At 57.6% G+C, this 26,080-nt stretch carries 18 protein-coding genes and 1 pseudogene; 15 read left to right on the plus strand and 4 right to left on the minus strand.

What is annotated here, in order from left to right; genetic code table 11:
* The first annotated feature begins 62 nt into the window (after window positions 1–62).
* The 3 genes from H7A51_19525 to H7A51_19535 all read left to right on the plus strand — a co-directional run bounded on the left by H7A51_19525 (window position 63) and on the right by H7A51_19535 (window position 2,245).
* On the plus strand, window positions 63–275 hold the full coding sequence (locus H7A51_19525; protein ID MCP5538411.1) for a hypothetical protein: 213 nt from the start codon (window positions 63–65) through the stop codon (window positions 273–275).
* Between the two features lie 109 nt (window positions 276–384).
* Window positions 385–645 (plus strand): hypothetical protein, encoded by a 261-nt coding sequence (locus tag H7A51_19530; GenBank protein MCP5538412.1) that lies wholly within the window; start codon window positions 385–387, stop codon window positions 643–645.
* 124 nt (window positions 646–769) lie between these two features.
* On the plus strand, window positions 770–2,245 hold the full coding sequence (locus tag H7A51_19535; GenBank protein ID MCP5538413.1) for a metallophosphoesterase family protein: 1,476 nt from the start codon (window positions 770–772) through the stop codon (window positions 2,243–2,245).
* An 11-nt stretch (window positions 2,246–2,256) separates the two neighbouring features.
* Here the strand turns inward: H7A51_19535 and H7A51_19540 are convergent, their stop codons facing one another.
* Complete coding sequence (locus H7A51_19540) at window positions 2,257–5,805, minus strand: ATP-binding cassette domain-containing protein (protein ID MCP5538414.1); 3,549 nt, start codon at window positions 5,803–5,805, stop codon at window positions 2,257–2,259.
* Between the two features lie 477 nt (window positions 5,806–6,282).
* Between H7A51_19540 and H7A51_19545 the strand changes: the two genes are divergently transcribed.
* The 5 genes from H7A51_19545 to H7A51_19565 all read left to right on the plus strand — a co-directional run bounded on the left by H7A51_19545 (window position 6,283) and on the right by H7A51_19565 (window position 11,617).
* Window positions 6,283–8,544 (plus strand): ATP-dependent zinc metalloprotease FtsH, encoded by a 2,262-nt coding sequence (locus tag H7A51_19545; GenBank protein ID MCP5538415.1) that lies wholly within the window; start codon window positions 6,283–6,285, stop codon window positions 8,542–8,544.
* Between the two features lie 63 nt (window positions 8,545–8,607).
* Window positions 8,608–9,984 (plus strand): hypothetical protein, encoded by a 1,377-nt coding sequence (locus tag H7A51_19550; GenBank protein MCP5538416.1) that lies wholly within the window; start codon window positions 8,608–8,610, stop codon window positions 9,982–9,984.
* Window positions 9,985–10,115: 131 nt separating this feature from the next.
* Complete coding sequence (locus H7A51_19555; protein MCP5538417.1) at window positions 10,116–10,364, plus strand: hypothetical protein; 249 nt, start codon at window positions 10,116–10,118, stop codon at window positions 10,362–10,364.
* Between the two features lie 65 nt (window positions 10,365–10,429).
* The gene (locus H7A51_19560; GenBank protein ID MCP5538418.1) at window positions 10,430–10,672 is read left to right on the plus strand and encodes a hypothetical protein; all 243 of its coding nucleotides are present in this window, start codon (window positions 10,430–10,432) and stop codon (window positions 10,670–10,672) included.
* Window positions 10,673–10,888: 216 nt separating this feature from the next.
* A complete protein-coding gene (locus H7A51_19565; GenBank protein ID MCP5538419.1) occupies window positions 10,889–11,617 on the plus strand; it encodes a PEP-CTERM sorting domain-containing protein in 729 nt (242 codons plus the stop codon).
* Window positions 11,618–11,752: 135 nt separating this feature from the next.
* Here the strand turns inward: H7A51_19565 and H7A51_19570 are convergent, their stop codons facing one another.
* Window positions 11,753–12,442 carry a PEP-CTERM sorting domain-containing protein gene (locus H7A51_19570; protein ID MCP5538420.1) on the minus strand — a complete coding sequence of 230 codons (690 nt, stop codon included), beginning with the start codon at window positions 12,440–12,442 and terminating at the stop codon, window positions 11,753–11,755.
* 319 nt (window positions 12,443–12,761) lie between these two features.
* On the opposite strand from H7A51_19570, the gene H7A51_19575 reads away from it, so the two are divergent.
* Window positions 12,762–14,195, plus strand: a complete 1,434-nt coding sequence (locus H7A51_19575) for a sulfatase-like hydrolase/transferase (protein ID MCP5538421.1) — start codon at window positions 12,762–12,764, stop codon at window positions 14,193–14,195.
* A gap of 18 nt (window positions 14,196–14,213) precedes the next feature.
* Here H7A51_19575 and H7A51_19580 read toward each other — a convergent pair whose 3' ends face one another.
* On the minus strand, window positions 14,214–17,060 hold the full coding sequence (locus H7A51_19580; GenBank protein ID MCP5538422.1) for a hypothetical protein: 2,847 nt from the start codon (window positions 17,058–17,060) through the stop codon (window positions 14,214–14,216).
* A 184-nt stretch (window positions 17,061–17,244) separates the two neighbouring features.
* Between H7A51_19580 and H7A51_19585 the strand changes: the two genes are divergently transcribed.
* From H7A51_19585 to H7A51_19610, 6 genes and pseudogenes are all read left to right on the plus strand, one after another.
* Window positions 17,245–17,793, plus strand: coding sequence for a sigma-70 family RNA polymerase sigma factor (locus tag H7A51_19585; GenBank protein ID MCP5538423.1), 549 nt, complete (start codon window positions 17,245–17,247; stop codon window positions 17,791–17,793).
* A complete protein-coding gene (locus H7A51_19590; GenBank protein ID MCP5538424.1) occupies window positions 17,790–19,118 on the plus strand; it encodes a FecR domain-containing protein in 1,329 nt (442 codons plus the stop codon). Before H7A51_19585 ends, H7A51_19590 begins: the two co-directional genes overlap by 4 nt.
* 655 nt (window positions 19,119–19,773) lie before the next feature.
* Window positions 19,774–19,845 (plus strand): annotated as a pseudogene (locus tag H7A51_19595) (PEP-CTERM sorting domain-containing protein).
* Window positions 19,846–19,938: 93 nt separating this feature from the next.
* Window positions 19,939–21,606, plus strand: a complete 1,668-nt coding sequence (locus H7A51_19600) for a hypothetical protein (protein MCP5538425.1) — start codon at window positions 19,939–19,941, stop codon at window positions 21,604–21,606.
* A complete protein-coding gene (locus H7A51_19605) occupies window positions 21,603–23,270 on the plus strand; it encodes a sulfatase (GenBank protein MCP5538426.1) in 1,668 nt (555 codons plus the stop codon). Before H7A51_19600 ends, H7A51_19605 begins: the two co-directional genes overlap by 4 nt.
* Before the next feature lie 57 nt (window positions 23,271–23,327).
* On the plus strand, window positions 23,328–24,707 hold the full coding sequence (locus H7A51_19610; protein ID MCP5538427.1) for a sulfatase: 1,380 nt from the start codon (window positions 23,328–23,330) through the stop codon (window positions 24,705–24,707).
* Between the two features lie 115 nt (window positions 24,708–24,822).
* On the opposite strand, the gene H7A51_19615 is transcribed toward H7A51_19610, so the two are convergent.
* Window positions 24,823–25,536: a TlpA family protein disulfide reductase gene (locus tag H7A51_19615; GenBank protein ID MCP5538428.1), complete on the minus strand. Its 714-nt coding sequence runs from the start codon at window positions 25,534–25,536 to the stop codon at window positions 24,823–24,825.
* Window positions 25,537–26,080 lie beyond the last annotated feature (544 nt).

Raw genomic sequence — 26,080 nt, forward strand, 5'->3', positions numbered from 1 at the left:
GCGTAAAAGGGGCGCTTGCAGACACCCGGTCATCGGATGCCGCTCCGGCAGAACTGCTGGAGATGGCGCAGCGATTGGTGTGTGCTTTTCCGGAGTGTTTCTGGTATCGGCGCGAGGACTACCAGATGAGTTCGTTCGGCGATATCCGCCTCGTCATCAATGCAGCCGATGACTCCCCTCGTTTTTCCCAAGCTGTGGCCACCTTCCACGAGGGTGCTGTGGAGGTTGCCAGATCCAGTGTCCTCGACGTTAGTGTGTTAGAGACGAACGGCTAAGAAGTCGAAAAATTCCGAGGCGACCGGGAAAAGGAGACCGCTTTCCGCCATCTGCTGGGCTGCCTGTGGCAAGGATGAAGGCTTTAGCCCGATTCTCCTCATCCAGATGATGAGACGCTTCGCTAGAGTTACCAAAGAGGAGGTGGCCGAAGTCAAAGCCCGCGATATCGACCTCATCGAGCTGAAAAAAGCCTGGATTGAAATCTCGGACAAGGCCGAGCGCGAGCTCACAGCCCTTGCCGATGAGCAGCCAGACATGCCCATCGGTGTCGCATTTGTAAACCAAAACGGAGAACCCGGATGGTTCCGCGACGTCCCTACGCCCAGCCGTCCACCCCATTGGCGTCCGCGGCTGTCTGCCACAGATTAGTGGCTAGCCCGTTAGCATGGCTTTCTTATTGCCTTGGAGGACGAGGGGGCATCGTATTCTGCAATGCTGTCTTGCTGACTTTTAAATCGCCTAAGCCGGGGAAATTGATCAAAGTAGCGCTGCAATGCGTTACGCGATCGTTTCCGACATTCATGCCAACCTCCAGGCCTGGGAGGCGGTGGTGGATGATATGGCGGGTCTGCAAATCGACCACATCATCTGCTTGGGTGACATTGTTGGTTATGGACCTGACCCTTCTCCGGTTACGCAAGCCATCCGCAAACTCGCCAGCGTGGCTGTGGTAGGCAATCATGACGCCGCAGTGTGTGGCAGGATGGACACCTCGCTCTTTAACGACAATGCCAGTGAGGCCATCGCCTGGACCAAGGGGAAGTTGTCGGATGACGACTCGCGGTATCTTCGACAGCTGCCGGAGAAAGCACGGCCGGAGGGAGCCGGCTTTCTTGTCGTCCACGCGGAAGTGGTCGAGCCAATGGCCTTTGGTTACATCCTCGACGAAGAGACTGCCAGGGTGAACTTCGCAGCCTGTGACGACCGGATTATCTTTATCGGCCATTCACACCGGGCCGGGGTGTTTATGGAGCAGCCGTCGGGTGAAATCAGCCTCCATGATCCCTATGATTTTTGCTGTGATGCTCAGAATCGATATATCATCAACCCCGGCTCGGTGGGCGATCCAAGGAGCACAAGTATCGTGGCGTCCTACGCGATCTATGACGACCTGACAAGGGATGTGCATTTCCGGCGTATCGCGTTTGATATCGAGGCGTTTCGAGCCAACATCGATGCGACGGAGCTGGTGAGCCGACCGTTCTTCTTGCGTTACCTCGAGGAGATTGCGCTAGGTGGTGCGGCAGGGGCTTACTCCATTCCCTCGGTTCAGGAAACCGACAGTGTGCCTCGGATCAACCTGGCAAGTCCGAAGATAGTGGTCAAAAAGAAAGACCCTTTTGTCAAGGTGGGCATTGGGGTGATCCTGGTCGCGCTTGGCGCGGGTATCTGGTTTTTTTCCCACAACACAAAGCGCTCGGTCGAAAAGTCAACGGCTGCCCAAAAAGTGGCTGGAAGGCAATCCGGCAAAACCTCTTCATCGTCGGTGGTGGCCGGGGAAGCAAAGAACGGGGGGCTGCCTGAAGTGACTGAGCAACTACCGGTGACTGCCCGGTTTGTCCGGATTTCATTACCGCGCGACGGATACCTTTGCCTTGCAGAAGTGGAGGTCTATAGCGGTGGTATCAACGTCGCATTGAAGGGGAAGGCCACGCAGTCATCGAACATCAGTGGTTTCAGTACTGCAGACAAGGCCATCGATGGCGATATATCGGGTCGTTACCATGAGCAGCACATGACGCACACACAGTTGGGAACAGGGAATTGGTGGCTGCTCGACCTAGGTAAGGATTACCCCATCGATCAATTGGTGGTATGGAATCGAAACGAAGGCAGGAATCCGGAGGAATACGAAACCCTGTGGGCACGACTCGATGGTTATACACTTCAACTGCTCGATCAGGACAAAAACCCGGTGTTCCTGAGAAAAAACAACCCGGGAAAAGGCGTCCGGAACATCGTTAAGTAACCGCGGGAAACTCACCTGACCCGTTGACTGCGGATTTGCAGGAAGATCATCGTTGCGAGTTGACAGAGGGAGATGCAGCCGGCGATCACCCATAGGCAGGCGTGGGTGGTTTTGCTGGTTATGCCTAACCAGTATTTCCGCTCGGCAAGGAAAATACTCCGTTTTGTTTTTTGCCGGTAATCGAGCCGGTCGATCTCCGCCTTACTGACTAACAGGTCTGTGCGTATGTTGACAAAAAAGTCCCTCACCGGCTTGGTGTAAATGGTTTCATCATCTGGATAGGGGGGGATGGCCAGCAGGGCATCCATATCCTTTCTGCGGCCTGCATGGGCGATGCGCCAAGAAAGCTCATCTGCTTCCTCAACCGTCCGGGCCTCGGCCGCCATCAGCCGGGTGAGGGCTTCGGTCAGGATATTGAGACGCTCACTTTCTGACGGCTGCAGGCCCTGCTCTTCGTTGCCGGAAAAACGTTGGTCGTTCCGCTCCTTGAGGGGATCGATTTCACCCTGTAGCCTACGGCGTTGATGTTCAAAGGGGTTTTGTGTCGCCTGGCTGACAATCATGCCTTCATAGGCATAACGCAGCGGCATGAAGCGCGCCGGGAATGGCTCGGCACCCGCTGCGCGGCCTTCAGCGGCTCCCTTGAACAAACCGCGGTTCATTTCATCAAAGGAAACCAGCGCTCCCGCGAGAAGGATTTGTGGCACCAGCAGCAGTGGGACTGAGCTCAACGCGGCCCGTTCGGTAGTGACGATGGATGAGACCACCAGCGCCATGGATGTGCCACACAGAGCCGTGACGGTCATCCACCCCCAGTGGATGACAAACATACCGTGGATATCCAACATGAAATGCCCCAGCCAGGTGTAGATGGCACATTGAATCAGGGCGAGAATGGCCAGCGCCAGAAATTTGGCGGTGACATAGAGGAAGGTGCCCGACCGGCAGTTGCGCTCGCGTCGAAGAACGGGGGAGTCGCGCAGGATTTCCGTAGCGCTGTTAGTCAGGCCCAGGAACATGCCGATGGTGGCGGTCAGGAAAAGGTAAACCGGGAGGTGCAGCCCGGTATGGAATGAGTATCCTCCGTCCGGGGAGGCACGCAGTGTGACCCCTATGAGCAAGGCCAGCAGGGGGGCTTCCAGCAGGATGCTGTAGATCGTGCCGCGGTTCCTGAATTTGGACATCAGTGATCTGACCAGATGGGTGCGGAACAGGCGCAGCCACTCGGCGCCACGTTGTTTTCGTGAACGTGTCGGCACGGCCATGTGGTCCTCGCTGAGGGTGACATCGACCGTCTGGCTTTGTTCAGGCTTGCTTCCCTTGGCGACTTCATCGACCAGCTGGCTGCCCTCGAAGCGTTCCTGCCAGAAGGTGGAGGGAAATCGGCGGACGCCACCGCTTTCCCTTCCTGCGATACCGTGCAGGGGGGTTTCTAACACATCAAAAACAAAGTCGGCACCCGCTTGTTGGGCTTGCTGGCTCTTGAGGCGCATCGGTGGGAGGATATTCAGCTCCTTGCAGGCATCCCGGAAGTACTGCCCCATGGCCAGTGGTGTGCCGAAAAAGGCGACCCGTCCCCCCTGGTCAAGCATCAGGACTTTATCGAATAAGCGCAGCACCCGGGCACCGGGGCGGTGGAGGGATGCGATCACAATGTTATCGCGCGAGAGGGCATGCAGCGTTTCGGCCACATGTTCAGAGTCTTTCGAGGAAAGCCCTGAGATCGGTTCGTCAAAGAGGAAGATCTCCGCGGCGCTACCCAGGTCGAGGCCGAGATTGAGTCGGCCCCGCTCGCCGCCGCTGAGGGTTTTTTCTCCAGGGGAGCCCACCCGTCTTCTGGCCAAAGGTTGCAGGGCCAGTTCGGCGAGGATGGAGTCAACCCGCTTGGAGTGTTCCCGTGAGGAAAGATGGGGTCGTCGAACCGTTGATGCGTGAGCCAGGTGTTCCCGCACCGTGAGCTGCGGGTTCAGCGCCTCTTCTTGGGGCATGCTGGCGATAAATGGAGCCAGTTGCGGTCGATGTTCGTAAAGTGAGATGTCATTCAGCAGGACCCGTCCCCGGGTCGGTTTAAGATGACCGGCCAGAGAGGCCAGCAGGGTGCTCTTACCACTGCCGCTGGGACCCATGATACAGAGCATTTCCCCGCGTTTGACCGAGAAGGCGACGTTATCGAGCACGACCTTGTCATTGCCATAGCGATGGTTCAGGTTTTCTACGGTCAACTCCCTGATGACGGCACGTTCCTCGTCCAGGAAACCCTCACTGAACCTACACCGAACCGCCTGGTTTGGGCTGAGGCGGATCAGGGAGCCGTCGACGAGTTTGCATTCGCTCCTGACGGGATGCCCGTCGACGATCACGATGCGTTCGGCATCAATGACCGATAGGGAGCCTTGGGCAGACTGGGCATTGTAGTTGATTTTTAACACCGCCCTGCGTGCCAGTCCGGAAGTCAGCAGGACATCGCCACGTTTTAGCGCCGAGGGGTCGTTGGAGACGAGGCATTGCTGCCTGCCTGCATCCATCTTGAACCGGCTCCCGGTCTCCATCGATTGCTTGCGTAGCGATTCGAGACTGGTCTCCGCGCCGTTTTCTAACAACAAATGGTCCAGCACCGGCAGTTCGTAACGAGTCCCGGGCTGGAGGACCTCACCGGACGAGAGGGAGATGCCGGTCTTGACAAGAGCCTCGACATGGACGTTGAGGCCGAAATCAAGTCGCACCTTGCTTTGCCGCGACCGGACACGCTCGGCGGAAAGATGCGATCCGCTTTTGTTGAGATACAGCGTCTGTCTTTGCCCGGTCCGGGCGGAGTTCAGGAAAAAGCGAATATCCTCGGCGGTGAGTGTCCAGGATGGCAGGCCGATGCTTTGGTGGTGGCGGAGACGTAGGCATTGCCCGGTTTCAAGGGAGCTGCCACTGACCCAGATGGGTTGTTTGCCCGTGTTGCGTATCAGGATCAATCCCTCGGAGCGATAGGCACAGAATGCAAAACCTGTGTTGTCGGAAGGCAGCAGCACATCCGCGTGGGTCTGGCTCGAAAACACAACCTTGTCGAATGGCAGGGGCGACGTCGGCATTTCCCCGTTCATTTCGGCCATGATTGCGGCACCTATCCCCTCGGCCTCCAGGCTTTGCATGACCTTGGCAAAGGCCTGACGACTCCGCAGTGCGGAGCCAGATGCCACAACCAGAAGGTAGAGTTGAAGACCTAGTGATATGATCTCGTTGGTTCCGATCTGGTGGCGTAGTGTCCTGGCCACCACTTCAGGCGATTGTGGGTTTGCCAGCGCATGATGCAGCCGGCGGGCCAGCCAGCCGTGGTCGGCCTCGGGAAAGGCATGCCTGAGAAGGTCGAGTGCCACCTCGGCCTCGGCCCGGTCGACCCGACTATCGAGCGACACAAAGGTGGCGAAGACGTCGACCAGGTTGCCGGCATGTTTCATCCCCCCGGGTTCGGAGGGGCTCAGTCTTCTGAGGACGGGCATACGCTCCAACCATCCCCGGAGGCGGTTAATCGGGCGGTGTTTGCGCGGGGCTTGGTCATCGGGTGCTGCCACGCCGCTATGTTACTTGGAAAGTGCGGATTAACAAGCACGGTCGTATCCACGCTGCAAAGCCTGGCCAGATCACGGCGCGGGGAGTGGAAAAAGCCATGGTTTGCCGTAAAATCGGGCATTTTGATACAAATTAAGCGTTTTCTTTTTTCAAACCCGCGCTAGTTTCTCCCGCGCCCCACGCATCAGCGGAATCTCTGATGGCTCCGACGCACCGTATCTGCTGCCGATTTCCCCGGTTGATCCATTGTGCAAAATCCCTTTCATTTCCTTTAAATCCCCTTTTTATTCCCTCCCTCCCAAGTCATCCCTTTTAAGCCTAACTCATTTATGTCCAATCAATCACCACCCGAACCTCCACCAACACCCCGCGGCTCTGGAAAAGGAACCGGTCACGGCAAAGGCTCAGCACCCTCCGGCGGAGCTGGTGTCAACTGGCGCGTCCTCATCCTCATGGCCATCGCCCTGGGTATCCTGTTCATGGCATGGAAATCGAGCGGATTCGGCAAGCCCGAGCGTTTGAGCTACACCCAGTTCCGCGACTACGTGGATTCCGGGAAAATCATCATCGATCAGAACCTGCCGAAGAAGGTGGATGGAAAATTCCCCGATAACCGGTTCACGCTGAAAAAGTCCGGGGAATCCGCCGCCGTGCCGAAGATCTCCGGCTTTTTCTACAAAACAGACCCCTGGGTCGCCGACAAGAAAAACGCACCCACCCAGGCGTTCCGCATCCCGATCAACACCCAGCTCCACGATGATGAACTCAAGGCGATTCAATCGCGCCACCCGATGCCACTTCGTATCGTGGCCGAGCTCCCCGGTGAAAACGATGGGGAACTGCTCACACTCGCCGACCTCCGCCGCATGCTGGCGCGTGACGAGGTGATTAAAAACGACAGCGAAAACGCCTTTGAGATCGTTTCCACCGATGGCTCGGATGACAAATACATCGTCGGGAAACGTTACGTTTTTGCCGCCGCTGAACCGGCGACCAAGGATGACGACCTCGCGCCCTTCGAGCTGGATGTGAACTACATGGAGCTGACCGACTCCGAACGTCAGTTCATCAATGACCTCGCGCCCTTCCAGCCCGACTCCGGTATGATGCGTGTGTTCCTGCTGAACATCTTCCCTATTTTCCTCGTCATTCTGATCATTTTCTTCCTCTTCCGTCACCAGATGAAGTCCGCTGGCCGCGGTGCCATGAGTTTTGGCAAATCCAAGGCCCGACTGCTGACCATGGATAAAAACAGGGTTACCTTCAAGGATGTCGCAGGTATCGAGGAGGCCAAGGATGAGCTCGTCGAAGTCGTCGAATACCTCCGCGACCCGAAAAAATTCCAGAAGCTCGGTGGCAACCTACCCAAGGGACTGCTGATGGTAGGCCCTCCGGGAACCGGTAAAACCCTGCTCGCCCGCGCCATCGCCGGTGAGGCGGATGTGCCGTTCTTCTCCATCTCCGGGTCCGACTTCGTGGAAATGTTTGTCGGTGTCGGAGCCAGCCGTGTGCGCGATATGTTCGAGCAAGGCCAGAAGAACTCGCCATGCTTGATCTTTATCGATGAAATCGACGCCGTTGGCCGCCACCGTGGTCATGGTATGGGCGGCGGTCACGATGAACGGGAGCAGACACTGAATGCCCTGCTTGTCGAGATGGACGGATTTGATACCCGCACCGGTGTCATCATCATCGCCGCTACCAACAGACCCGACGTTCTCGACCCCGCGCTGCTACGCCCGGGCCGGTTCGACCGCCAGGTCAGCGTCGGACTTCCCGATGTCAATGGTCGCAAGGAAATTCTCAAAGTCCACTGCAAGAAGATCAAAATGGATCCCGATACCGATCTCTCTGTGATCGCCCGGGGGACCCCTGGATTCTCTGGTGCCGAGCTCGCCAACCTGATCAATGAAGCCGCGCTGTTGGCTGCGCGCAGGGATCTTGCAGCCGTAACCCTGGTGGAGATGGAGGAGGCTCGCGACAAGGTCCGCTGGGGACGCGAGCGCCGCAGCCTGGCACTCAGTGAAAAGGAAAAGGAAAACACCGCCTACCACGAGGCCGGTCATGCCATTCTCAACGAGCTTCTCGATCACACCGATCCTCTGCACAAGGTGACAATCATACCACGTGGCCCGTCGCTGGGCTCCACCATGTTCCTGCCCGAGGAGGACAAGTTCACCTACCGTCAGAAGGAATTACTCGACCAGCTCTGCGTCGCCATGGGCGGCCGCGTGGCTGAGGAAATCACCTTCGGAAACGTCACCAACGGAGCTGTCGGTGACATCCGTATGGCCACCAGCATCGCCCGCAAGATGGTCTGTGAATGGGGGATGAGTGAAGACCTCGGAATGGTTGAATACGGCGAGGAACGTGGCGAGGTGTTTGTCGCCCGCGACGTCGGTCACTCCCGTGGTTATTCGGAGGAAACCGCCCGTAAGATTGATCTGGAAATCAAAAAACTGATCGATGATGCCTACGGCCGGGCGAAGGATCTTCTGGTCAAGCATAACGATGTGCTCAAACTTCTCTCGGAGGCGTTGTTAGAATATGAAACACTCGATGCCGAACAGGTGGCTGACCTGCTGGAACACGGTGAGATGAAAAATCCCCCGGTCCCACCATCAGACCATACCATTCCCGGTAACCAGGCTGATGAAGGCATCCGCAAGAAAGCCATCACGGAGAATCCACCCAGCGATGATGATCCTCTAGCAGGTGAGGCCATCGGTGCGCCGGCGTAAACGATCAAGCTCAAAACAAAGCGGGGGATTGAACGATCCTCCGCTTTTTGTGTCTGTGAATGTATGAGTCCATCGCCCGAGTCCTCGCTGCCTCCCGAGTTTCCGCCAGTAGCAAAGACTCAGCCGGCTCCCGGTGATGGCCGTTTCCGTTTTTCCAAGGTCTTTGCCCGCTGGTGGTGGTTAGGCACGTTGTTTGTCGCCGCAATCACTTTCACGGTCGCCATGATCCCGACGTGGATGGAGATGGATGGCCCGCTTTATGAATCGACCGCGTTGATCGAGGTGAAACCGATTATTGATATCGATCCTTTGGTGGTTGGCACAGGCACGGTTGGAGCCTCCATGAATAGGCAGTTTATGAACACGCAGTTCGAAATTATTTCTGCGGCTGCCACACTAGAACTGGCGCTTGCAAAAAACGATCTGCTCCACCGTCTCGGGGGAGAGAAAAATGAGGCAATCCAACGTATGCAGAAATCGATCCGGACGGGCCAACGCCGCGGTACGGATTTAATGGAGATTTCCTACCGTGATGAAAATGCCCAACTAGCATGTGATGCTGCAACGGCTGTCGTCGATGCTTTTAAAGAGCGCCGTTACGAGTTGGAAATGTCGACCCGCAAGGAACAGCTCAATGCCATCAAAATCGAGCTGCAGAAGAAAAACGACCGGGTTGCTGAACTCAGAAAACGCCTGATGGAAATTGCCGGGAAAGTGGGTGTGATTTGGACGGAAACGGCGGAAGGATTCAGTATTCCCGGAGCGGATGCCAGGGAGGTGTCTGAAAAAAAACTCTACCAGGCAGAACGCGAGAAAGAGGAGCTTGTCTTCCAATTGAAACGGCTATCCGTAGCCGATAAAGACAGCGTGTTGGCATCAGCGGAAAGTCTCAAGGATGGGAATGATTATATCAGCCGTATCCACGAGCGGTATTTACTCAGGGAGAGTGAGCTGGATGCCCTCAAGAGCGCTGGACTGGCAAAGGAGCATCCGAAGATAAAACAGTACACACAACGTTTGCTCGAGGCTGAGAATGTTTTGAAGTTGGCTGTAGGAAAGGAAATCGAAGCACTGAAGGCACGGGTCGCGATGGTTGACACTCGTCTACAATCGTTGAAAAACGCCGTGAGTGGCCAACAGGACCAGGGAACTGAGAAAGCGAGGATGATGCAGGAATTCAATGTCGCCCGCATGGAATACCAAACAGCTCTCAACATCAAAGACCAGATGGAAGTGAAATACGATATTGAGAAAACGAAAACGTGTCTCCCACCTAACAATATTATCGTTCATGAGATGCCCGAGCAAGCTGGAACCCCGGTCACCCGTGGCCGCGAGTTTTTTGTCACCCTCGGCACCGTCTGCTCGTTGCCGTTTTCCATCGGCCTGGGTATCCTCCTGATGTACGTCGTAGAGCTGATCATCCCCCGCAAAGGCTAGGGCGATATCCAAGAAAGTAGGACAAGTTTGCACCTTGTCGGCAACCCGGGACGCCATCCTAACAAGGTCGCCCTAAAAACAAATCCTGTCGGCAAGTTACAAACTTGTCCCACCTTGCCCCCCCTCATTCCATGAAAACCGTCTCTCGGTTCCTCCGCTGGTGGTGGCTCTGGCTGCTGGGTGTGATCCTCTGCGCTTTTCCGGCAGTATTTCTTTTTGAGAAGCTGGGCTGGATGGAGTTCAAGTATGAGGCACGGGCTGTCATCGAGGTGAAACCCATCGTGGATGTGGATCCGACTCTTGGAAACGGATGCAAGACGTGGCGGAAAAACACGGAGCCATTTGGGATGGGGGAGCGGATGCCTCACCCCACCGTTTAAGGGAGGTGGAGGAATTTACCGTTGCCCAGAAGGAATACCAGAGAGCCAAAGCCATTCACCAGAAGATGAAAAAGAAATATGGTGAACAGCTGGATCGAGAAGAGATCATGGCAACCGATAATGTGGTCATCATCGAAGCCCCCCTGATACCGAAGTATCCACAGGGCTACCGTCCTTATGTTCAATCAGGCTTGGCAGCGCTACCTGTTTCCAGCCTGCTTGCATTCCTCTTGATGCGCGTGACCGAGCGGTTTTTCCCCCGCAAGCCATCAAGCATCACCCGCTTCAAACCGAATACCGATTACTGATTACCGATTACCGATTACCGATTACCGATTACCGGTGTCTTGCCTCCTGTGGTTTCCTATGGGCACCGATGAAATCCATCGCAAAATTCACCATGCAAAATTCACCATTGACCCCGAGTTCCGTATCCGATATGTAATCAACGATGATCTTGATGATTCCTTTGCAGCATCTGCAAAAGTTTTCATGTCTAAACCACCAACCCAGACAATACACTCATGACCAGGAATTACCTCACCCTATGTGCACTCGGTGCCAGTGCCATTGCAGTTCATGGCGCGTCGATTGGAATTAATTTCGGCTCGAACCGTGCCAATTCAGCATTGGCACCGGGCGACTCCGCAGGTGTCATCGCCCAGGCCAACTGGAACAACGCCCCAGGCGGCAGCGGCACGATAGCCTCATTGAACAACGACACCGGGGGGGCCAGTGGAGTCAGTCTTTCATGGACGGCCGACGAGGCTTGGAGTGTGCAAACCGCGGCAACATCCGGTCCCGACGGCACTCTGCTCAATGGTTTCATCTCGGACAACAACACAGCCGGCAATGGAGCAACATCCAAGGTCGATATCACCGGGATCACCTATGCCACTTACGATCTCTACATTTACATCAGTCATGACCGTAGTTTTGAGGACGTGATCCTTTCCGAAACAGGTAGCAGCGCATTTGGCCCGTTCACAGCGGTCGAGGATAATACGAATCCCACTGCCGCGGTCACGTGGAACCAGCAGACAACTTCAGCCACAGGGTCTGGAAACTACGTGCTGTTCGCGGGATTGACCGCCTCCACCTTGAACATCGATATGGCGGCCGTCGACCTCGGCTCCGGCACCCTGGAACGCAATGCAATATCAGGCATCCAGATCGTACAGGTTCCAGAGCCGTCGAGCGCCGCTCTTCTCGGCTTGGCTGGTCTTGCATTATTCATGCGTCGCAGGCGATAACGCCCGTCGTCCCCATCGCCTGCTTACGGGATGGGCCAACAAAAACTCAGCCACAAAACAAAGCCGCTGCCAAACGAATGGCAGCGGCTTTTTAAAGTGTCGCAGGGTCCAATTTGACCCTTTTGAGTCCTTTTCTTACGCCCTTCTGCGTTGTAGGAGCATAGTGATGAGGCCCAGTCCCCCGAGAAGTGCCGCAGACGGCTCAGGGACGGCTTCCGTTACCAGTATGGCGGCGAGCCGGGGGTAATCATTACCTCCCAGGTCGAATTCCTGGGTTGTGGCATCGGCTGTGAAGGTGGCGGTCATCAAGACAGAATCCTCCGCATTGAAATGTGTCGATTCGACGCCCCCTGATGTCAGGAAATAATCACGGTCGGGAGTGCGGGCACCATCGGTAAAGTAGAACTTGGCAATGTATTCAAGACCGATTGTCAGCCCACTGAGATCGATATTGATAATGTCGGTGCCAGCGGCGTTGAATTTGTAGTTGTTACTGCTGAGCAGGTCATTGATTGCAGTGGTCGCACCTGCGGAGTATCTTCCCGCGTTTGGGAGATCTCCCCCGGCAGCGTTGAAATTACTCCCCCAGAGTGTGATTTGCGAGTCATTCTCGAAGAAAATCCCGTTGACCGTTTGGTCTGCAATATTCCCCGCCTTGTTGGTGGCGAACAGGGTGTGGCCGGAATCGATCACGAGTGTGGTGGTGCCATCACCAATGGAGGTGGGGCCACTCCAAGCAACAGTAGCTGCGGACGCAGACTGGCTTCCAAGAATGCCCAATGTGGAAAAACAAGCGGCAAGGAAATGCGTTGTCGGTATTTTCATAAGTTTAATTAGCGGATGGTTAGGGAGAAATAGCAGCAAAGGATATCAATCCATGGATGCGTGTCTAGTCAATCTGCGAAGGGTTGTCAAAAAAATTCTGAATGCCTGGTTCAGTAAGGCATCTTGTATCTTATTAGTATTTCCCTAGGGGTCCAAAGTTGAATTCACATTCAGCGGCGCCGAACAGACGGTGCTTTACCCCCATTGCGACTCGACCCATCACCTTGTCAGCGCGTAGTCTTTCATCATTCTCAATGCAATGGACCTCCTTCCCCAACGTATCTCATTCATGCAAGCTCCGCTAACATCCCTGCGAAACATGTCCGCTACCGGCGGGCTTAAAAAATGGCTCACCGGCGCCCTCGCCCTGGTCACCCTGGTCGGAGAGCTCCAGGCGAAGCGCCCTAACATCATTCTCGTCATGGCGGACGACCAGGGCTACGGTGATACCGGCTACACCGGCCATCCGTTTCTGAAAACACCACACCTCGACGCGATGGCCAGGGATTCGGTCGTGTTCAACCGTTTCTACGCCGGCGCCCCCGTTTGCTCACCCACCCGTGCCAGTGTGCTGACCGGGCGCACGCCGATGCGCACCAACGTGCTGCACCACGGACACTACATGCGGCCCGCCGAAAACACGCTGGCGGAGGAGCTGTACAAGGCGGGCTACCGTACGGCGCATTTTGGCAAGTGGCACATTGGCTCTGTGCAGAAAGACAGTCCCGCCAGCCCGGGCGGACAAGGGTTCGACGAGTGGCTCACCGGGCTGAACTACTTCGACCGCAACCCATACCTCAGCCATAACGGTCAATATCAACAGCTCAAGGGCCAGGGCACCGTGTTGACCATGGACGCGGCGATCGGGTTTCTCGATAAACACAAGGCGGCTCAACAACCGCTGTTCGCTGTCATCTGGTTTCCCGCACCGCACTCACCACACCTTGAGAAATCCGCGCAGCCGAATCTCTATCAGGACAAAAAGGCCAAAGGCTATTTCCAGGAAATCGCGCTGCTGGACGAGCAGGTCGGCCGTCTCAGGTCGGCACTTCGGAAGATGCGCATCAGTGACAATACCATCGTCTGGTACTGCTCGGACAACGGCGGCCTGTTACCCGAGTCCTCCGGGGGTCGCGGCAAAAAGGGGGACGTCTACGAAGGTGGTCTGCGTGTCCCCGCATTGCTTGAGTGGCCAGAAAAACTCGCCCACAAGTCGGTGTCCACCCCCGCCTCCACCTCGGACATTTACCCCACGTTGCTCGCCCTGGCCGGGGTGAAAAACACCAGCACCATCCCGCTCGACGGTATTGACCTCAGCTCGTTTCTAACGGGCAAAAAAACACGTCGCGAGCAGCCCATCGGTTTCTGGCACGACTACACCGCCGGGGAGGGGACCTACAGCGACCGTATCATCCGGGCACTGATGCTTGCACAGAAGGCGGGGAAACCGACACCGTTCCCTGAACGACTGCTGAAGAACGTCAACGAGTATCCGAAACGCAAACCTTACGCCAATGGTTCACAACCCGGGCATGCCGCGCTGCTCGACTGGCCGTATAAAATCCACGCCATCGGCGACAAGCGCAAGGGCACGCGCTTCGAACTCTACAATCTGGAGCAGGACCCGATGGAAAAACTCAATCTCGCAACCAAGGAACCTGCCGTTTTCAAAAAAATGAAAACCGCCGTTCTCGACTGGCAGGCATCCGTGATCCGCAGCCTGGAGGGCGGGGATTATCCCGCAGCCGAGTGAGCCGTTTTCTCTGCAGTGTTAGCTGCGTTTTCTGAATAGGAAAAAGGCGGCGACGAGCAGTGCGGCGGCGGTGGCCACCACGGCAAACATGTTCCGGGGCGCGGGGGCGGTTTGGATTTTTTTACGAACCACCGCCTGCTGCGACTCGCCGTGCTTGACCGGCACGGTGACGCTCGCGCCGCCGGTGAACTCACCACGCAGGGTGAGGGTGAGCGGATGGGCATCGGTGGCGGACGGGCGCAGGTCCGGGTCTGTCAGGCTGATGTCCAGTCGGTCCGCATGCTCCCCGATCATGACCAGGCAGGGGCGCGACACGGAGCACAGGGGGGCGTCGGCGGGCAGCTCGACCTCTTTGTCAAAGATGACGTAGGCGGTGGTGTTGCTGGTGTTGTCGCGCACGATGTGGGCCTGGTGGTCGCGGCGAAGAACGGTGAAGTCGTGTCCGGGGTCGAAGTCGGCGAGCTGTTGGGCGTCCGGCTGGACCAGCACGGTGTAGTGGTAGGCGGCGTCGGCGGGGTTGTTGCCGTGCTCGATCCAGGCGGTGGCGTGGTTGCCGGTGCTGTCTTTCTGGTCCTTGTTGTCGCGCGATTGTTGCGCGCCGATCTCGAGATGCACGGCGTTGCCTTTGGCGATGAAGTAGGCGTTGCCGTAGGGATCGACCAGCGTTGCGCCGTCGGCAAAATCACGCGACGTCGCATCGGTTGTTAGAATAAGCTTTTCGCCGTTGGCCACGGTGGTGGTGAAGTCGGCGGTGAGGAATTTCTGGAAGAGGTTGGTGCGGACCGGGTAGGGCACCTTGCCGGTGGAGATGTTGGAGCCGAGGCAGACGATGCGGTTGCCGAAAAAGAACCAGGATTTCAGTGCCTTCAGCGGCTCCGGGGTCTCCGCGCCCTTGGGCACGATTGAGCGGATGTCGAGATCCAGCGGCATGGTGAAGATGCCGTTGCTGCCGTTGCCGAGGCCGCCGACGAAGGCGACGGGCTGGCGCGGGTGGCGGGTGCCGTTGCCGTTGGCGATGTTTTCAAGCGGGGTGTGGATGGTGGTGGTGCCCTCGACGGCGCTCCAGTTGTAGCCTTCGTCCGGGTGTGTGCCCGAGCCGAGCACCGTGGCCAGCGGCGCGGGATGGGTGAGCAGCTCGAGCTGGCCCATCGACATCCAGAGGCCGTAGCGGTTGGTGTTGCCGTAGCTTTCGCCGGAGGAGGCGTATTTTGAGAACCCCTTGACGCCGGCCAGCCAGTCGGCGCGGCGGTGCATGGCGAGGTTGGCGTAGGGCATGGTGTTGAAACCGGTCGGCGAGGGTTCCGGCTGATCGTCTTTAAACGCCGGGTTTTTGGCGGCGGCCGGATTGAAGCGGAGGTAGGCTGCTGTCAGCTCGGGGTCCCATTTTCCTCCCCGATAGGGTGCGTAGGCCTTGGCGAGATTCAGGAAAGCGCCCGCGGGAACCATCAGTTTGCCCGAGGCGTCGCGACCGCTCAGCGACCAGAGGGTGACGCGGCCGGAATACCAGCGCATCTGCATGATCGCGAGCCGGACCATGTCGAGGGCGGGTTCGGCCACCGGCAGATCGGCGGCGGAAAACAGGGCGAGCAGGTTGGAGACATCGTTCATACCCATCGAGCCGTAGGCGAAGTAGTGGAAGCCGTGGTGGAAGATCGCGCCGTCCGGCTTGATCGAGGCGAGCAGTTGTTTGCCGAGCACCTCGCGGTAGGTGTTGACGTGGTGCCAGCGCTCGACCGGGTCGGCGTGGCTGAGGGCGATGCGCAGCATGCGGGCGGCGTTGTTGTGGAAGTAGTCCATCGACTGATTGAATTTTTTGCCGCGGAACATGCTGCCGTAGCTGTAGGACCACTTGATGTAGTTGATGGAGGATTCCAGCGTGCCGTGCTCCGCCAGCGCGTCGCGCATCTTGGTGACGGCATCGACGTAGGTGCGCCCGTGGTAGTTGGTGTAGCGTCCGAGCGCGCCGTTGACGACGAGCCCCTGCTCCTGCAGCCAGTCGTTGACGGTGTGGAAACGGGCGGCGAGCTGTTGTTTCAGCCCGGGGTCGGCGCAGGTGTTCCAGTCGTTGGCGATGGTGTTGAGCAGGCCGAAACACTGCCTGATGTCGCAGCTCAGCGCGTTTCCTTTTTTCCAACCGGAGCTTTCGATGTGCTCGTCGTGGCTGGCGATGCGCTTTTCCCAGTGGGCGCGGGAGATTTTCGGATTCGCTTGGGGAACGATCAGGCTGGCGAGCTTGTCGAGCTTCGCGAGGTCTTCCGCGCTTGGTTGCGGCAGCTGGGAGATGTCCGGCTGGACCGGGTTCCACGGTTCGCTGATGGCTTCACGGGCGCTGCGGAAATCGATCGGGTGGTTGTAGTGGACGGCGTCGAACCAGGCGGTGGCGGGTTTGTTGAGGTCGTGGGCGGAGATGCGGATGCTGTCGATTTTTCCGCGCAGCTTGATGTTGGTCCACCGCATCCTGGATTTCCAGGTGTAATGGTAGACGAGTTTCTGCCAGCCGACGTGTGCCATGGGCACAGTGATGGTGGCGGCGGTCTGCTCGCCGGCGCGCAGTTCGATGAGCAGATGCCCACCGGACAGCTCGGAGAGGTAGAGCGGCATGATCAGGGCGGAGCGGGAATAGCCGCCGTAGCCGGTGCGCACGTTGACATCCCCGAGCGGGCCGCAGTTGAACACCAGGGCGTCGCCCGATTTGAAATCCCAGCACAGCGACTGCTTGCCGTCCTGGAGGTGCTCGGAGGAGAACGTGACCTTGCCGCCCTCGGTGGTGACGTGGGCGAGGTCCTTGTTTTCAAAATCCTCCACCCCGGGAAAAGCGGGCAGCGGTTGGCAGAGGAGCAGGCTGAGCAGGGTGACGCGGAGCATGCGCAAAATACAGCGAGGTTCCCGGAATTGTTTCAGCGCCGCGCATGGCTGAACACGGGTGTTCAAATATGGATAACCTCCGCGTTGCTTTCCCAGCGCAATACAAGGGGAATACAACGACAGGCAAAAAAATGCACTTTTTTTGCTAAGATCGCCCGGCGGTGTTACATAGGATGGGTGGAACATGCCCATCGATCCATTAGCACCTGAAACCCGGGACCTCATCAAGGAGTTGACCAAGAATCAACTCGCGATGTTGAACTACATCCGCTCGCTCATGCCCTGGGCACCCAACGAGGTGAGCGACATCTTGCAGGAAACCAACCTCACCATCTGGGACAAGGTGGCTGACTACGAGCCGGGCACTAATTTCAAGGCCTGGGCGTTCACCATTGCCCGTTACAAGGTGCTCAATCACCTGAAGTCCAGCAAGAGCTCCCACCTCGTTTTCTTCGACAACGAATTGATCGATCAAATCAGCGCCGCCACCCTGGCCCGTGGCGAGCAGGCGCCCGACGCCAAGGCGCAGGCGCTCGAGCATTGTCTGCAAAAACTGTCGCCGAAACAAAGGGAGCTGCTCAGCGCCCGCTATGGCGCCGAGGTCACCGTCGAACAATATGCCGACAAACTGGGGAGATCCCCATCCTCCGTCTATGTCACGCTCAACCGGCTGCGATCGAAACTGAAGGAGTGCATCCACAGCCGCATCAACCTGGAAGGGGAACTGGCATGAACAAACACGATGAAACCCTGAGCCAGATGGGAATCCTCGACGGCCCGCTGCCGCCGGATCAGATGGATGACCTGAAAAACCGACTCCGCACCGACCCCGAGGCGATGCATGCCTACCTCGACTACATTGAGCTCGAAGGTCTGTTGCACGCCAAATACTCCCACAGTGCGTCCATTTCGCACCCCATGCCCAGGCTGATGGACGGGGTGGTCAATCGCCAGCGCAGGCGGCAGGTGAAAGTATCGCTCCTCGCAGCGGCGGCAGTGGTTCTCGCCCTCCTGGTTGCAACCGCCCTGTTGCGCTCACCCGAGTCTTTTCATGCGGTTTGTCAGTTTTCGGCAGACAGTTCCTTTGCCGTCACTCACGCTGAGGGTGAGACTGGTGGCGACAGACAAATGCTCCCCGGCAGCACCATGCGGCTCAACAACGGCACCGCCGAACTGCTTCTCGATTCCGGGGTGAAAAGCGTCGTCGAGGCCCCGGCCGAGTTCACATTGACCGAAGACGGCCATCTCAGTTTTGTCCACGGCAAGGCATGGTTCCACGTCCCCCCCGCAGCCACCGGTTTCACCGTCACCACCCCGCGCATCCGGGTCGTCGACCTCGGCACCGAGTTCGCCATTTCCGCCCCCAAAGATGAACCCAACACCCTGCATGTCTTCACCGGCAAGGTCGAGTTCAGCACCATCCATGGAAACGGTGAAAAACAAACCGTCACCGCAGGCTCCGCCTATTCGGCAAGTGCCGGGGGCAAGGTGAACTCCATCGAACTGGACCCCAGCCTGTTCTACCATCATCTCCCCGCCTTCACCGGAACTCTCGACCTGGATCCATCCACGCAGGGAAGCCACGGGCTGCGTGTTGAAACGTTGCCTAGGCTTGTTACTTCACGTGATCATCTCGCCAAGGACAACCAGTGGGGAGTCAACTGGGACTCTGTTCAGGCAGTGGCGGCCGCACGCCGCGTATGGGTCGCCCGCCAAGACCTCGGGGAAAAGGCTCCCCGGCTGACCACCACCATTGCCGGTCTCAAGCCGAATCAATCCTACGAAATCTCCATCCGCCACCCGATGCACAGCGATTCCCCCTATGGGCTCGTGCGTGCCGCCATCGGCGATGCCCCACTGAAGGAATACAACCGCGGAAACAGTGAGCTGATAGAAACACCTGAGCAAGCGTCCGAATATGCCGACTACCGCAGTATTCTGGGCGTCACCCAGGCGGATGGCACCGGCACCATCCGCGTAAGCATCGCCCCGTCCAGGCGCAGGGACTCGCGCAGCTACTTCAGCGCGGTCGGCATCCGTGAAATCCACAGCGAGTAATCCATCTCTAAACCCTCTCAACCCGAGAAACCCAAACCTAAAAACAACCATGAAAAACACACTACTAACCACAGCCCTCGCCGTTTCTTTCGGCGCAGCACCACTGGCCAGCAACGCCGCGATCACGGTAATGCAACTTGATGAAACCAAAGACGGTTTCACCACCGCCACCACTCCTATACTTAGCACCGGCGATGCAGCTGGTACTGCCAACGATAATAAGTGGGGTTTCGGCGGAGACGGGAATGGCTATGGTGACGCTGGCGAAGGAACTACTGAAGGCGACGCACTCTCAAACTATGCTTGGATTGCGCAAAGCAAGAATGCGAGTGAGGAGCCATCTGTTCCCGATCTTGCCGTAGCCATCACCGGATTGAACACCGCTGATACATACAACATCTACGGCTACTATGCTGCCAATGAGTCATCTGCGACTTGGGGTGTCCGTTTGGGGCTTAATGGAGGAGGCCTCACTGCCTACTTTCACGATAGCAGTAATTTAATTGCCGGGGGCAATGCAAATGGCGGCACCGAATTGTATCGAGTACTGCTCGGCACGGTGGACAGCACCACAACGGCTACGGTCGATGTGGCGCAACTTCTAAGCACTAACGCCGATTACCGCAGCATCGTCAAAGGAGTAGGCATCGAAGTCGTCCCCGAGCCATCCAGCGCCGCACTGCTCGGCCTCGGTGGCCTTGCGCTGATCTTGCGCCGCCGCAAGTAGTCTGCCATTTCATTCCAACCATCAGGCGGAATGCGGTGTTGAGGTGAATTCTCGTCTCTCCCGTATTCCGCCATTTTTTAATCACCCCATTTCATGAAACCCGGCCACCTGTTAGCAGCCCTCGGCTTGTTTGCGATCACGGCGACCATCGCAGCACCGGTGGTGTTGCGTCCAGACGACACCCAGTCGGGTATCTCCGCATCCACCCCCGGACTGGCCGACAACCCGGTGCATGACAACCCGCCCATCGGAAACAACGACGGTGCCTGGGGTTACAGCACGGGCAATGGACAGGCTCTGTTAGGTTCCGGCACCGAGGCGGACCGTCTCGCCAACCACGTCTGGGGTTCGCGCGTGGACCTTGGCGAGGACGCGCCGGCACTCACCACCACCGTCAGCGGGCTCGATCCCGCGGCCACCTATCAGGTCTATCTTTATCAAGTAACCTCGGGGACCTGGGGGATCAAGGCGTCCCTCGGTGCCGCCCCCCTCGTCAGCTACCAATCCGGCAGCGGCACCGTCGTCGATAGCGCCGGCGGCTCCTCGCTGGAGCGAATCCTGCTCGGCGAGACCACCGGCAGCGCTACCCTGACCATCAACCTGGACGATCTAACAGGCGTTGCATCCGCGCGCAGTTTCATCAAGGGGATCGGCTTGGACGATGCAACGCCAGCTGCCACCGTGGCAGGCAACTACATCCACGGAGAAGGCCACTCCATCGCCGCCACATGGAAAGCATCGGATGTTACCGCTGATTTTGAAGCAAACGGCCTGCTCTACAGCGATGGAACCCAGGCGCTTCAGACCGAGCCAGGTCGCGCGGCCTTGAATTTTGGTGCAGGCTCCATCAACTCGCCGCTCTACGCCACACTCGACACCCGACCGGCGGGCGCGTTCGCAGGACTGACCAGCAACGGTGCCATTGATGCCTCCGGCGACTCCATCTACTTCAGCGTGCTCATCAACATCCCCGCCGGTGTCACCGAGGCCTCGCTCGCGTGTTTCGCCCTCAGTAACAGCCCCGGCTCAAGCAGTTGGGAAAGCAGTGAGATTCTCCGCGTTGGCAAACTGCCCGGCCAGGCGAACCTTGGCTTCACCGCTCCCGCTGCGGCAACCACCCACATTTCATCCACCGCTCCGGACGGCAACACCCACTTGCTCGTCGGCAGGATCGATTTCACCAGCGGCAACGACACCCTCACCGTCTGGCTTGACCCGCAGGTTTCCCTGGAGGAAACCGACCCCACCCAGACCTCGCCGCTCGGCACGGCAAGCGGCGATTTTTCCTTCCAAGGCTACCAACTGCGCGGCAATACACCCTACCAGGCCGACGAAGTCCGCGTGGGTGAAACCTGGCGCAGCGTCCTGCCGTTGGCCGATTCAGACAACGACACCCTGCCCGATGACTGGGAGCTTGAATACTGGGGGGACCTCACCGCCGCCCCTGGAGACGACAGCGATGGTGACGGCGTGAGCAACTTCAAGGAATACCAGGCGGGAACCAACCCGCTCCGTCCAGACTCCCTGCCAAGCTCCGCCTTGGTGGAGGAGGAATCGACCGATCTGTTTCTCGAATGGTACAGCAGTCCCCAACGCTACTACCAGGTGCAGAGAAGCTGGGATCTAATCGACTGGGAAGACCTCGGTGATGCCGTTCTCGGGGACGGCAGGGAATACTGGACAAGCATCCCGGCCACCACCGCCCCCCGCCATTTTTACCGACTCATCATCAGTCCCACCCCGATCATTTCCACGCCATGAAAAACCTCATCCTTGGGTGGCTCGTTACAGCCACATTTCTAACAAACACGATCCAGGCGAAGCCTAACATCATCTTTATTCTGTCGGACGATCACGCGCCACACACCATTTCAGGCCTGCGCCCCCACATGACGGCCTACGGGAACCACATCACAAACCAGACGCCTAACATCGATCGCATCGGTGACGAAGGAGTCATCATGGCGAACACCTTCTGCGAGAATTCCATCTGCGGCCCCTCACGTGCCGCCATCCTGACAGGGAAATTCAGTCATCGCCATGGCTACTTTGGCAACGCCTCCGGCCTGGGTGGCTTTGACCCCGCCCAACAGCATATTGGCAAACTACTTCACAGTGCCGGATATGACACCGGCATCTTTGGGAAATGGCACCTCAAGAACGGAGGCTCGATGGCCACCCCCACGGGCTTCAACACCTACGCCCTGCACAACACCTCCTCCGACCAGGGGAATTACTACCGCCCCAGCTACGCCACGCCCTCCGGCACCCACCTGACGGCGGTCGGCACCTACTGCACCGACTACACCACCGATATGTCCCTGGCATGGCTGGATGGCAGCGTCACACTCAACGGCACCGTCCACACCCGCGACACCGCCAAACCCTTCGCCCTGTTCTGCCACTTCAAGGCACCCCATCGCAACTGGATACCCGGCCCAGATGAGCTGGACCTCTGGCGGGACTTCGATGGCAGCCCGGGCAACGACGTCGGCCTTGACCCCACATGGCCGGAGCCGTCCACCCTCTTTGAAGCCGCCGCATCCTGGCCCGGCCGCTCGAACGTGATCGACCGCAATCGCATGACCGTCCAGAGTCACCTCAATGAGAATGACCTCAAGCTCAGCCTCTCCGAGAGCTCGCGCATGACCGCCGCCCAGCAAGCCACATGGGACGCCATCTACGGGCCTGAGAACGCCTGGTATAACAACAACCTCGCCGCCCTGGCAAACAGCGATGAGAACAAGGTCCGCTGGAAGTACCAACGCTACAGCAAGGACTATCTTCGCTGCATCGCGGGGGTGGATAAAAACGTCGGCCGCATCCTGGCCTGGCTCGACAACCAGCCCGCGTCCGTGAAAAACAACACCATCGTCATCTACACCGCCGATCAGGGGTTCTACATCGGCGACCATGGCCTCTTTGACAAACGCTGGATGTATGAGGAGTCTCTGCGTATGCCGTTTCTGGTCCGCTGGCCCGACCAGTTGCCCGCCGGAAAAGTCCACCACGAGCTTGTGCAGAATATCGATTTTGCACCAATCTTGTTAGATGCCGTCGGCGAACACATCCCCCGCGACATGCAAGGCCGCAGTTTCCTCCGTATGATGAAAGGCAAGCCGCAGCCCGACTGGCGAGACTCGATCTACTACCACTACTACGAGGATGACGGCTCCCACTACGTCCGCCCCCACTACGGAATCCGCACCGCCACCCACAAGCTGATACGCTTTTACTGGAGCGGCGACGAAGCCTGGGAAATGTATGACCTCACCGCAGATCCGGACGAACTCCTGAGTATCTACGCGGACCCCACCCATCAGAGCGACCGCGACGCGCTCGAAGCCGGCTTGCAAAAACTCCGCCGTCAGTACCGGGTGCCGGGTGCCACCCCACTGCGCGCCTACGAGAGCTTCCGCGATTGACCGTTTGGGGAGAATTTATGCTTTTGACAACCGTTCACTTTCGTTACTTGCTGAGACATGTTCTTTTTTAATTCCCTCAATTTGTTGATCAGCGGACTCATTCTTCTGGGTAGCTATTCAGCGGCGGCGGCAAAGAAACCCAACATCCTGCTCATCATCGCCGACGACATGACATGGAGCGATTGCCAACCATACGGCTCGCCCAATGTAAAAACGCCCCACTTGCAGAAGCTCGCCAATCAAGGAATGCGCTTCGACGGTATGTTCACCGGAACGGCCATGTGCTCGCCGACGCGGCAACAACTCTACACTGGGATTTTTCCTATCCGCAATGGCGCCTTCGCCAATCACAGCCAGGTTCACAAGGGGGTGAAAAGCATCGTCCACCATCTTTCAGAGCTCGGGTATCGTGTCTCCCTGGAAGGGAAAAAACATATTGGTCCGCAGCAGTCGTTTCCATTTAAGAACCTGAATCTGGCAAAAGTCCTGGCAACAACCGACAAGCCGTTTTGCCACATTGTAGCCTCCCATGATCCACATAAACCATGGACCACCGGAGACGCTACGGCTTTCGACCCAGCCAAGCTGGTGGTCCCTCCAAACCTGATCGACACCCCGGAAGTCCGGCAGCAGCTCTGTCATTATTATGCAGAAATCAGCCACCTCGACACCACCGTCGGCAAGATTCTCAAGTCGTTGGAGCAAGCAGGCGTCGCCAAGAACACCCTCGTGATCTTCACCACCGAACAAGGTATGACCCTACCCTTTGGCGGCAAGTGGCTTTGTTACGACACAGGATTGAAAACAGGTTTCCTGGTGCGCTGGCCAGGAGTGGTGAAGCCGGGGAGCTCCACCTCTGCGCTTACCCAATACGTCGATGTCGTGCCGACACTGGTGGAAATAGCGGGCGGCGACCCCACCAGGATAGACACCGGCTGTGCCGACGCCGATGGCAAGCATGGCTTCGATGGACGCAGTTTTCTAAGCATCTTAAAAGGTGAAAACGACCAGCTGCGAAACTATGTTTACGGCATCCAGACCACCAAGGGGATCTTTAACGGGCATAACTACCCGGTGCGCTCAGTGCGCAACCAGCGCTACCAGTATATTCGAAATCTGAATCACCAAGCTGAGTTCAATAATTCTTACACCGAGGGCGGGGTGTTCCATCGTGAATACTATTTGCCGCTGGTTGCCGCAGCCAAAGACTCCCCTGCGGTCAAGTCACGTTTGGCCTTGTTCAAAAAACGCCCCTATGAGGAACTCTACGACCTGACCAAAGACCCCTACGAGCTTCATAACCTGGCCAACTCACCAGAGCTGTTGGAAACGAAAAAGAAACTCTCAGACGCGTTGGATGCATTCATGCGTCAGCAGAACGATCGTGGCATAGAGACGGAGGAAAAGTGCCCCTCCCGTCTTGGTAGAGCGCAGTGATACAGGTGGTATTTGCCAACCAGCTCATCGCCTGCCAGCGATCGCAGGAAACCAAAAACACCGCAAACCAGCATCGGGAGATGTTAGGAAGCTTCCGGCTGGTTCAGTGGGAGGGTCAGTGTGTGCCCGCGGCGCGGATGAGTTTCTGGTCTTCCTCTGAGAGCTGGGTAATGTCATAGGTAAAGGGAGCGCCGCCTATCTTGCGGAAGGTTCCCATGTTTCCGGAAAGGGAGATCAGCTCCGCCGACATGGCGCGTCCATCGGAATTGGTCCAGGTGCGGTGTTTCACCAGTGGACCTGCTGCGGCATCGGTCGCAGGGGCATCAGCGGCAGGGGCAGCCCCCGGAGTGGCACGTTTCAGTTCCTTTGCGATCACTCGGTCGGCCGCGCTGCCGGGGTAGCCGGCATAGACCATCTTGCCCTCGACATCAAAAACCGCCATGTAGGGGATTCCCTTGGACAGCTTCGGGCCCTGGATGAACTTGGTCACCGTGCAGGCCAGGCGGTGTTTCTTCACCACTTTTTTGATCGCCGCAACAGGAGATCCCTGCGACTCGGCAGCGACCAGAACCAGGCCGTCGTCCGCGTAACGCTTGTGCAGTTTTGCCACGTGGGGCATCAAGGCCAGGCAGGGCGGACAATGGACACCCCAGTAGTCGATGACCACCACCTTGCCGGCCATTTTTGTAAAATCGACGCTCGGGCCGGAAACAAGTTCGCCGGGTTTGAAGTCGCTCAAATGGTGTTTGGGCGCGGCATCGGCGGTAGCCAGGCAGGCCGTGGCGGCGATCATGGGGAGAAGCAGGTGTTTTCTGATGGAGAGGTTCATATGAATCTTTGGATTGTAAGGATCTTTGCTTTGTGAGGATCTTTGAGGTCATCGCCTCCGGTTCCGACACGGCAGCGATCCGCCTGTTGACTTTTGTCTAAAATATTCGAGCACGCGCTGCCACTGATCAGCCGATGTTCGTTGGCTTGTTGGACCGTGCCGAAAAATCGCTTGGGCACCGCTCTTGCGTTTTGCACCGAAACGATCGCGCACGTTTCTGAATACCTTGTCGACAAACTTCCTAGCAGTCAGTAATCATAGCCAACTTTACGGAATAAGTTTTACCCTACCCACTCAAGAACGCCTGACACTTGGGAAAGACTTCGCTTGTTAGGAAGGTATATAATTATCTCGCCTCTATTTCCCCCTCCATAGGCCCCCCCTCCATAGGGCGGACCTTTTGTTTCTACCTTCATCGTGCAACGGATCACTTTCCGGCGCTGTTTCCCGTTATTCCAGACGCTCCTTGACCAGCTGCCGCATCGAGTAGAGCCGGGTCTGTTTTTTCCGCCACCCCACTCCACTCAATGGCCGCGCCCCGGTT

This window comes from Akkermansiaceae bacterium, from assembly GCA_024233115.1.
Lineage (GTDB): Bacteria > Verrucomicrobiota > Verrucomicrobiia > Verrucomicrobiales > Akkermansiaceae > Oceaniferula.

Bases quoted from the DNA above. Each gene is read 5' to 3' on its own strand.
- H7A51_19550 (MCP5538416.1), top strand. From the start codon at position 8,608: ATGAGTCCATCGCCCGAGTCCTCGCTGCCTCCCGAGTTTCCGCCAGTA.
- H7A51_19555 (MCP5538417.1), top strand. From the start codon at position 10,116: ATGAAAACCGTCTCTCGGTTCCTCCGCTGGTGGTGGCTCTGGCTGCTG.
- H7A51_19535 (MCP5538413.1), top strand. From the start codon at position 770: ATGCGTTACGCGATCGTTTCCGACATTCATGCCAACCTCCAGGCCTGG.
- H7A51_19590 (MCP5538424.1), top strand. From the start codon at position 17,790: ATGAACAAACACGATGAAACCCTGAGCCAGATGGGAATCCTCGACGGC.
- H7A51_19565 (MCP5538419.1), top strand. From the start codon at position 10,889: ATGACCAGGAATTACCTCACCCTATGTGCACTCGGTGCCAGTGCCATT.
- H7A51_19525 (MCP5538411.1), top strand. From the start codon at position 63: ATGGCGCAGCGATTGGTGTGTGCTTTTCCGGAGTGTTTCTGGTATCGG.
- H7A51_19605 (MCP5538426.1), top strand. From the start codon at position 21,603: ATGAAAAACCTCATCCTTGGGTGGCTCGTTACAGCCACATTTCTAACA.
- H7A51_19585 (MCP5538423.1), top strand. From the start codon at position 17,245: ATGCCCATCGATCCATTAGCACCTGAAACCCGGGACCTCATCAAGGAG.
- H7A51_19560 (MCP5538418.1), top strand. From the start codon at position 10,430: ATGAAAAAGAAATATGGTGAACAGCTGGATCGAGAAGAGATCATGGCA.
- H7A51_19575 (MCP5538421.1), top strand. From the start codon at position 12,762: ATGTCCGCTACCGGCGGGCTTAAAAAATGGCTCACCGGCGCCCTCGCC.
- H7A51_19580 (MCP5538422.1), bottom strand. From the start codon at position 17,060: ATGCTCCGCGTCACCCTGCTCAGCCTGCTCCTCTGCCAACCGCTGCCC.
- H7A51_19570 (MCP5538420.1), bottom strand. From the start codon at position 12,442: ATGAAAATACCGACAACGCATTTCCTTGCCGCTTGTTTTTCCACATTG.
- H7A51_19610 (MCP5538427.1), top strand. From the start codon at position 23,328: ATGTTCTTTTTTAATTCCCTCAATTTGTTGATCAGCGGACTCATTCTT.
- H7A51_19615 (MCP5538428.1), bottom strand. From the start codon at position 25,536: ATGAACCTCTCCATCAGAAAACACCTGCTTCTCCCCATGATCGCCGCC.
- H7A51_19600 (MCP5538425.1), top strand. From the start codon at position 19,939: ATGAAACCCGGCCACCTGTTAGCAGCCCTCGGCTTGTTTGCGATCACG.
- H7A51_19545 (MCP5538415.1), top strand. From the start codon at position 6,283: ATGGCATGGAAATCGAGCGGATTCGGCAAGCCCGAGCGTTTGAGCTAC.
- H7A51_19530 (MCP5538412.1), top strand. From the start codon at position 385: ATGAGACGCTTCGCTAGAGTTACCAAAGAGGAGGTGGCCGAAGTCAAA.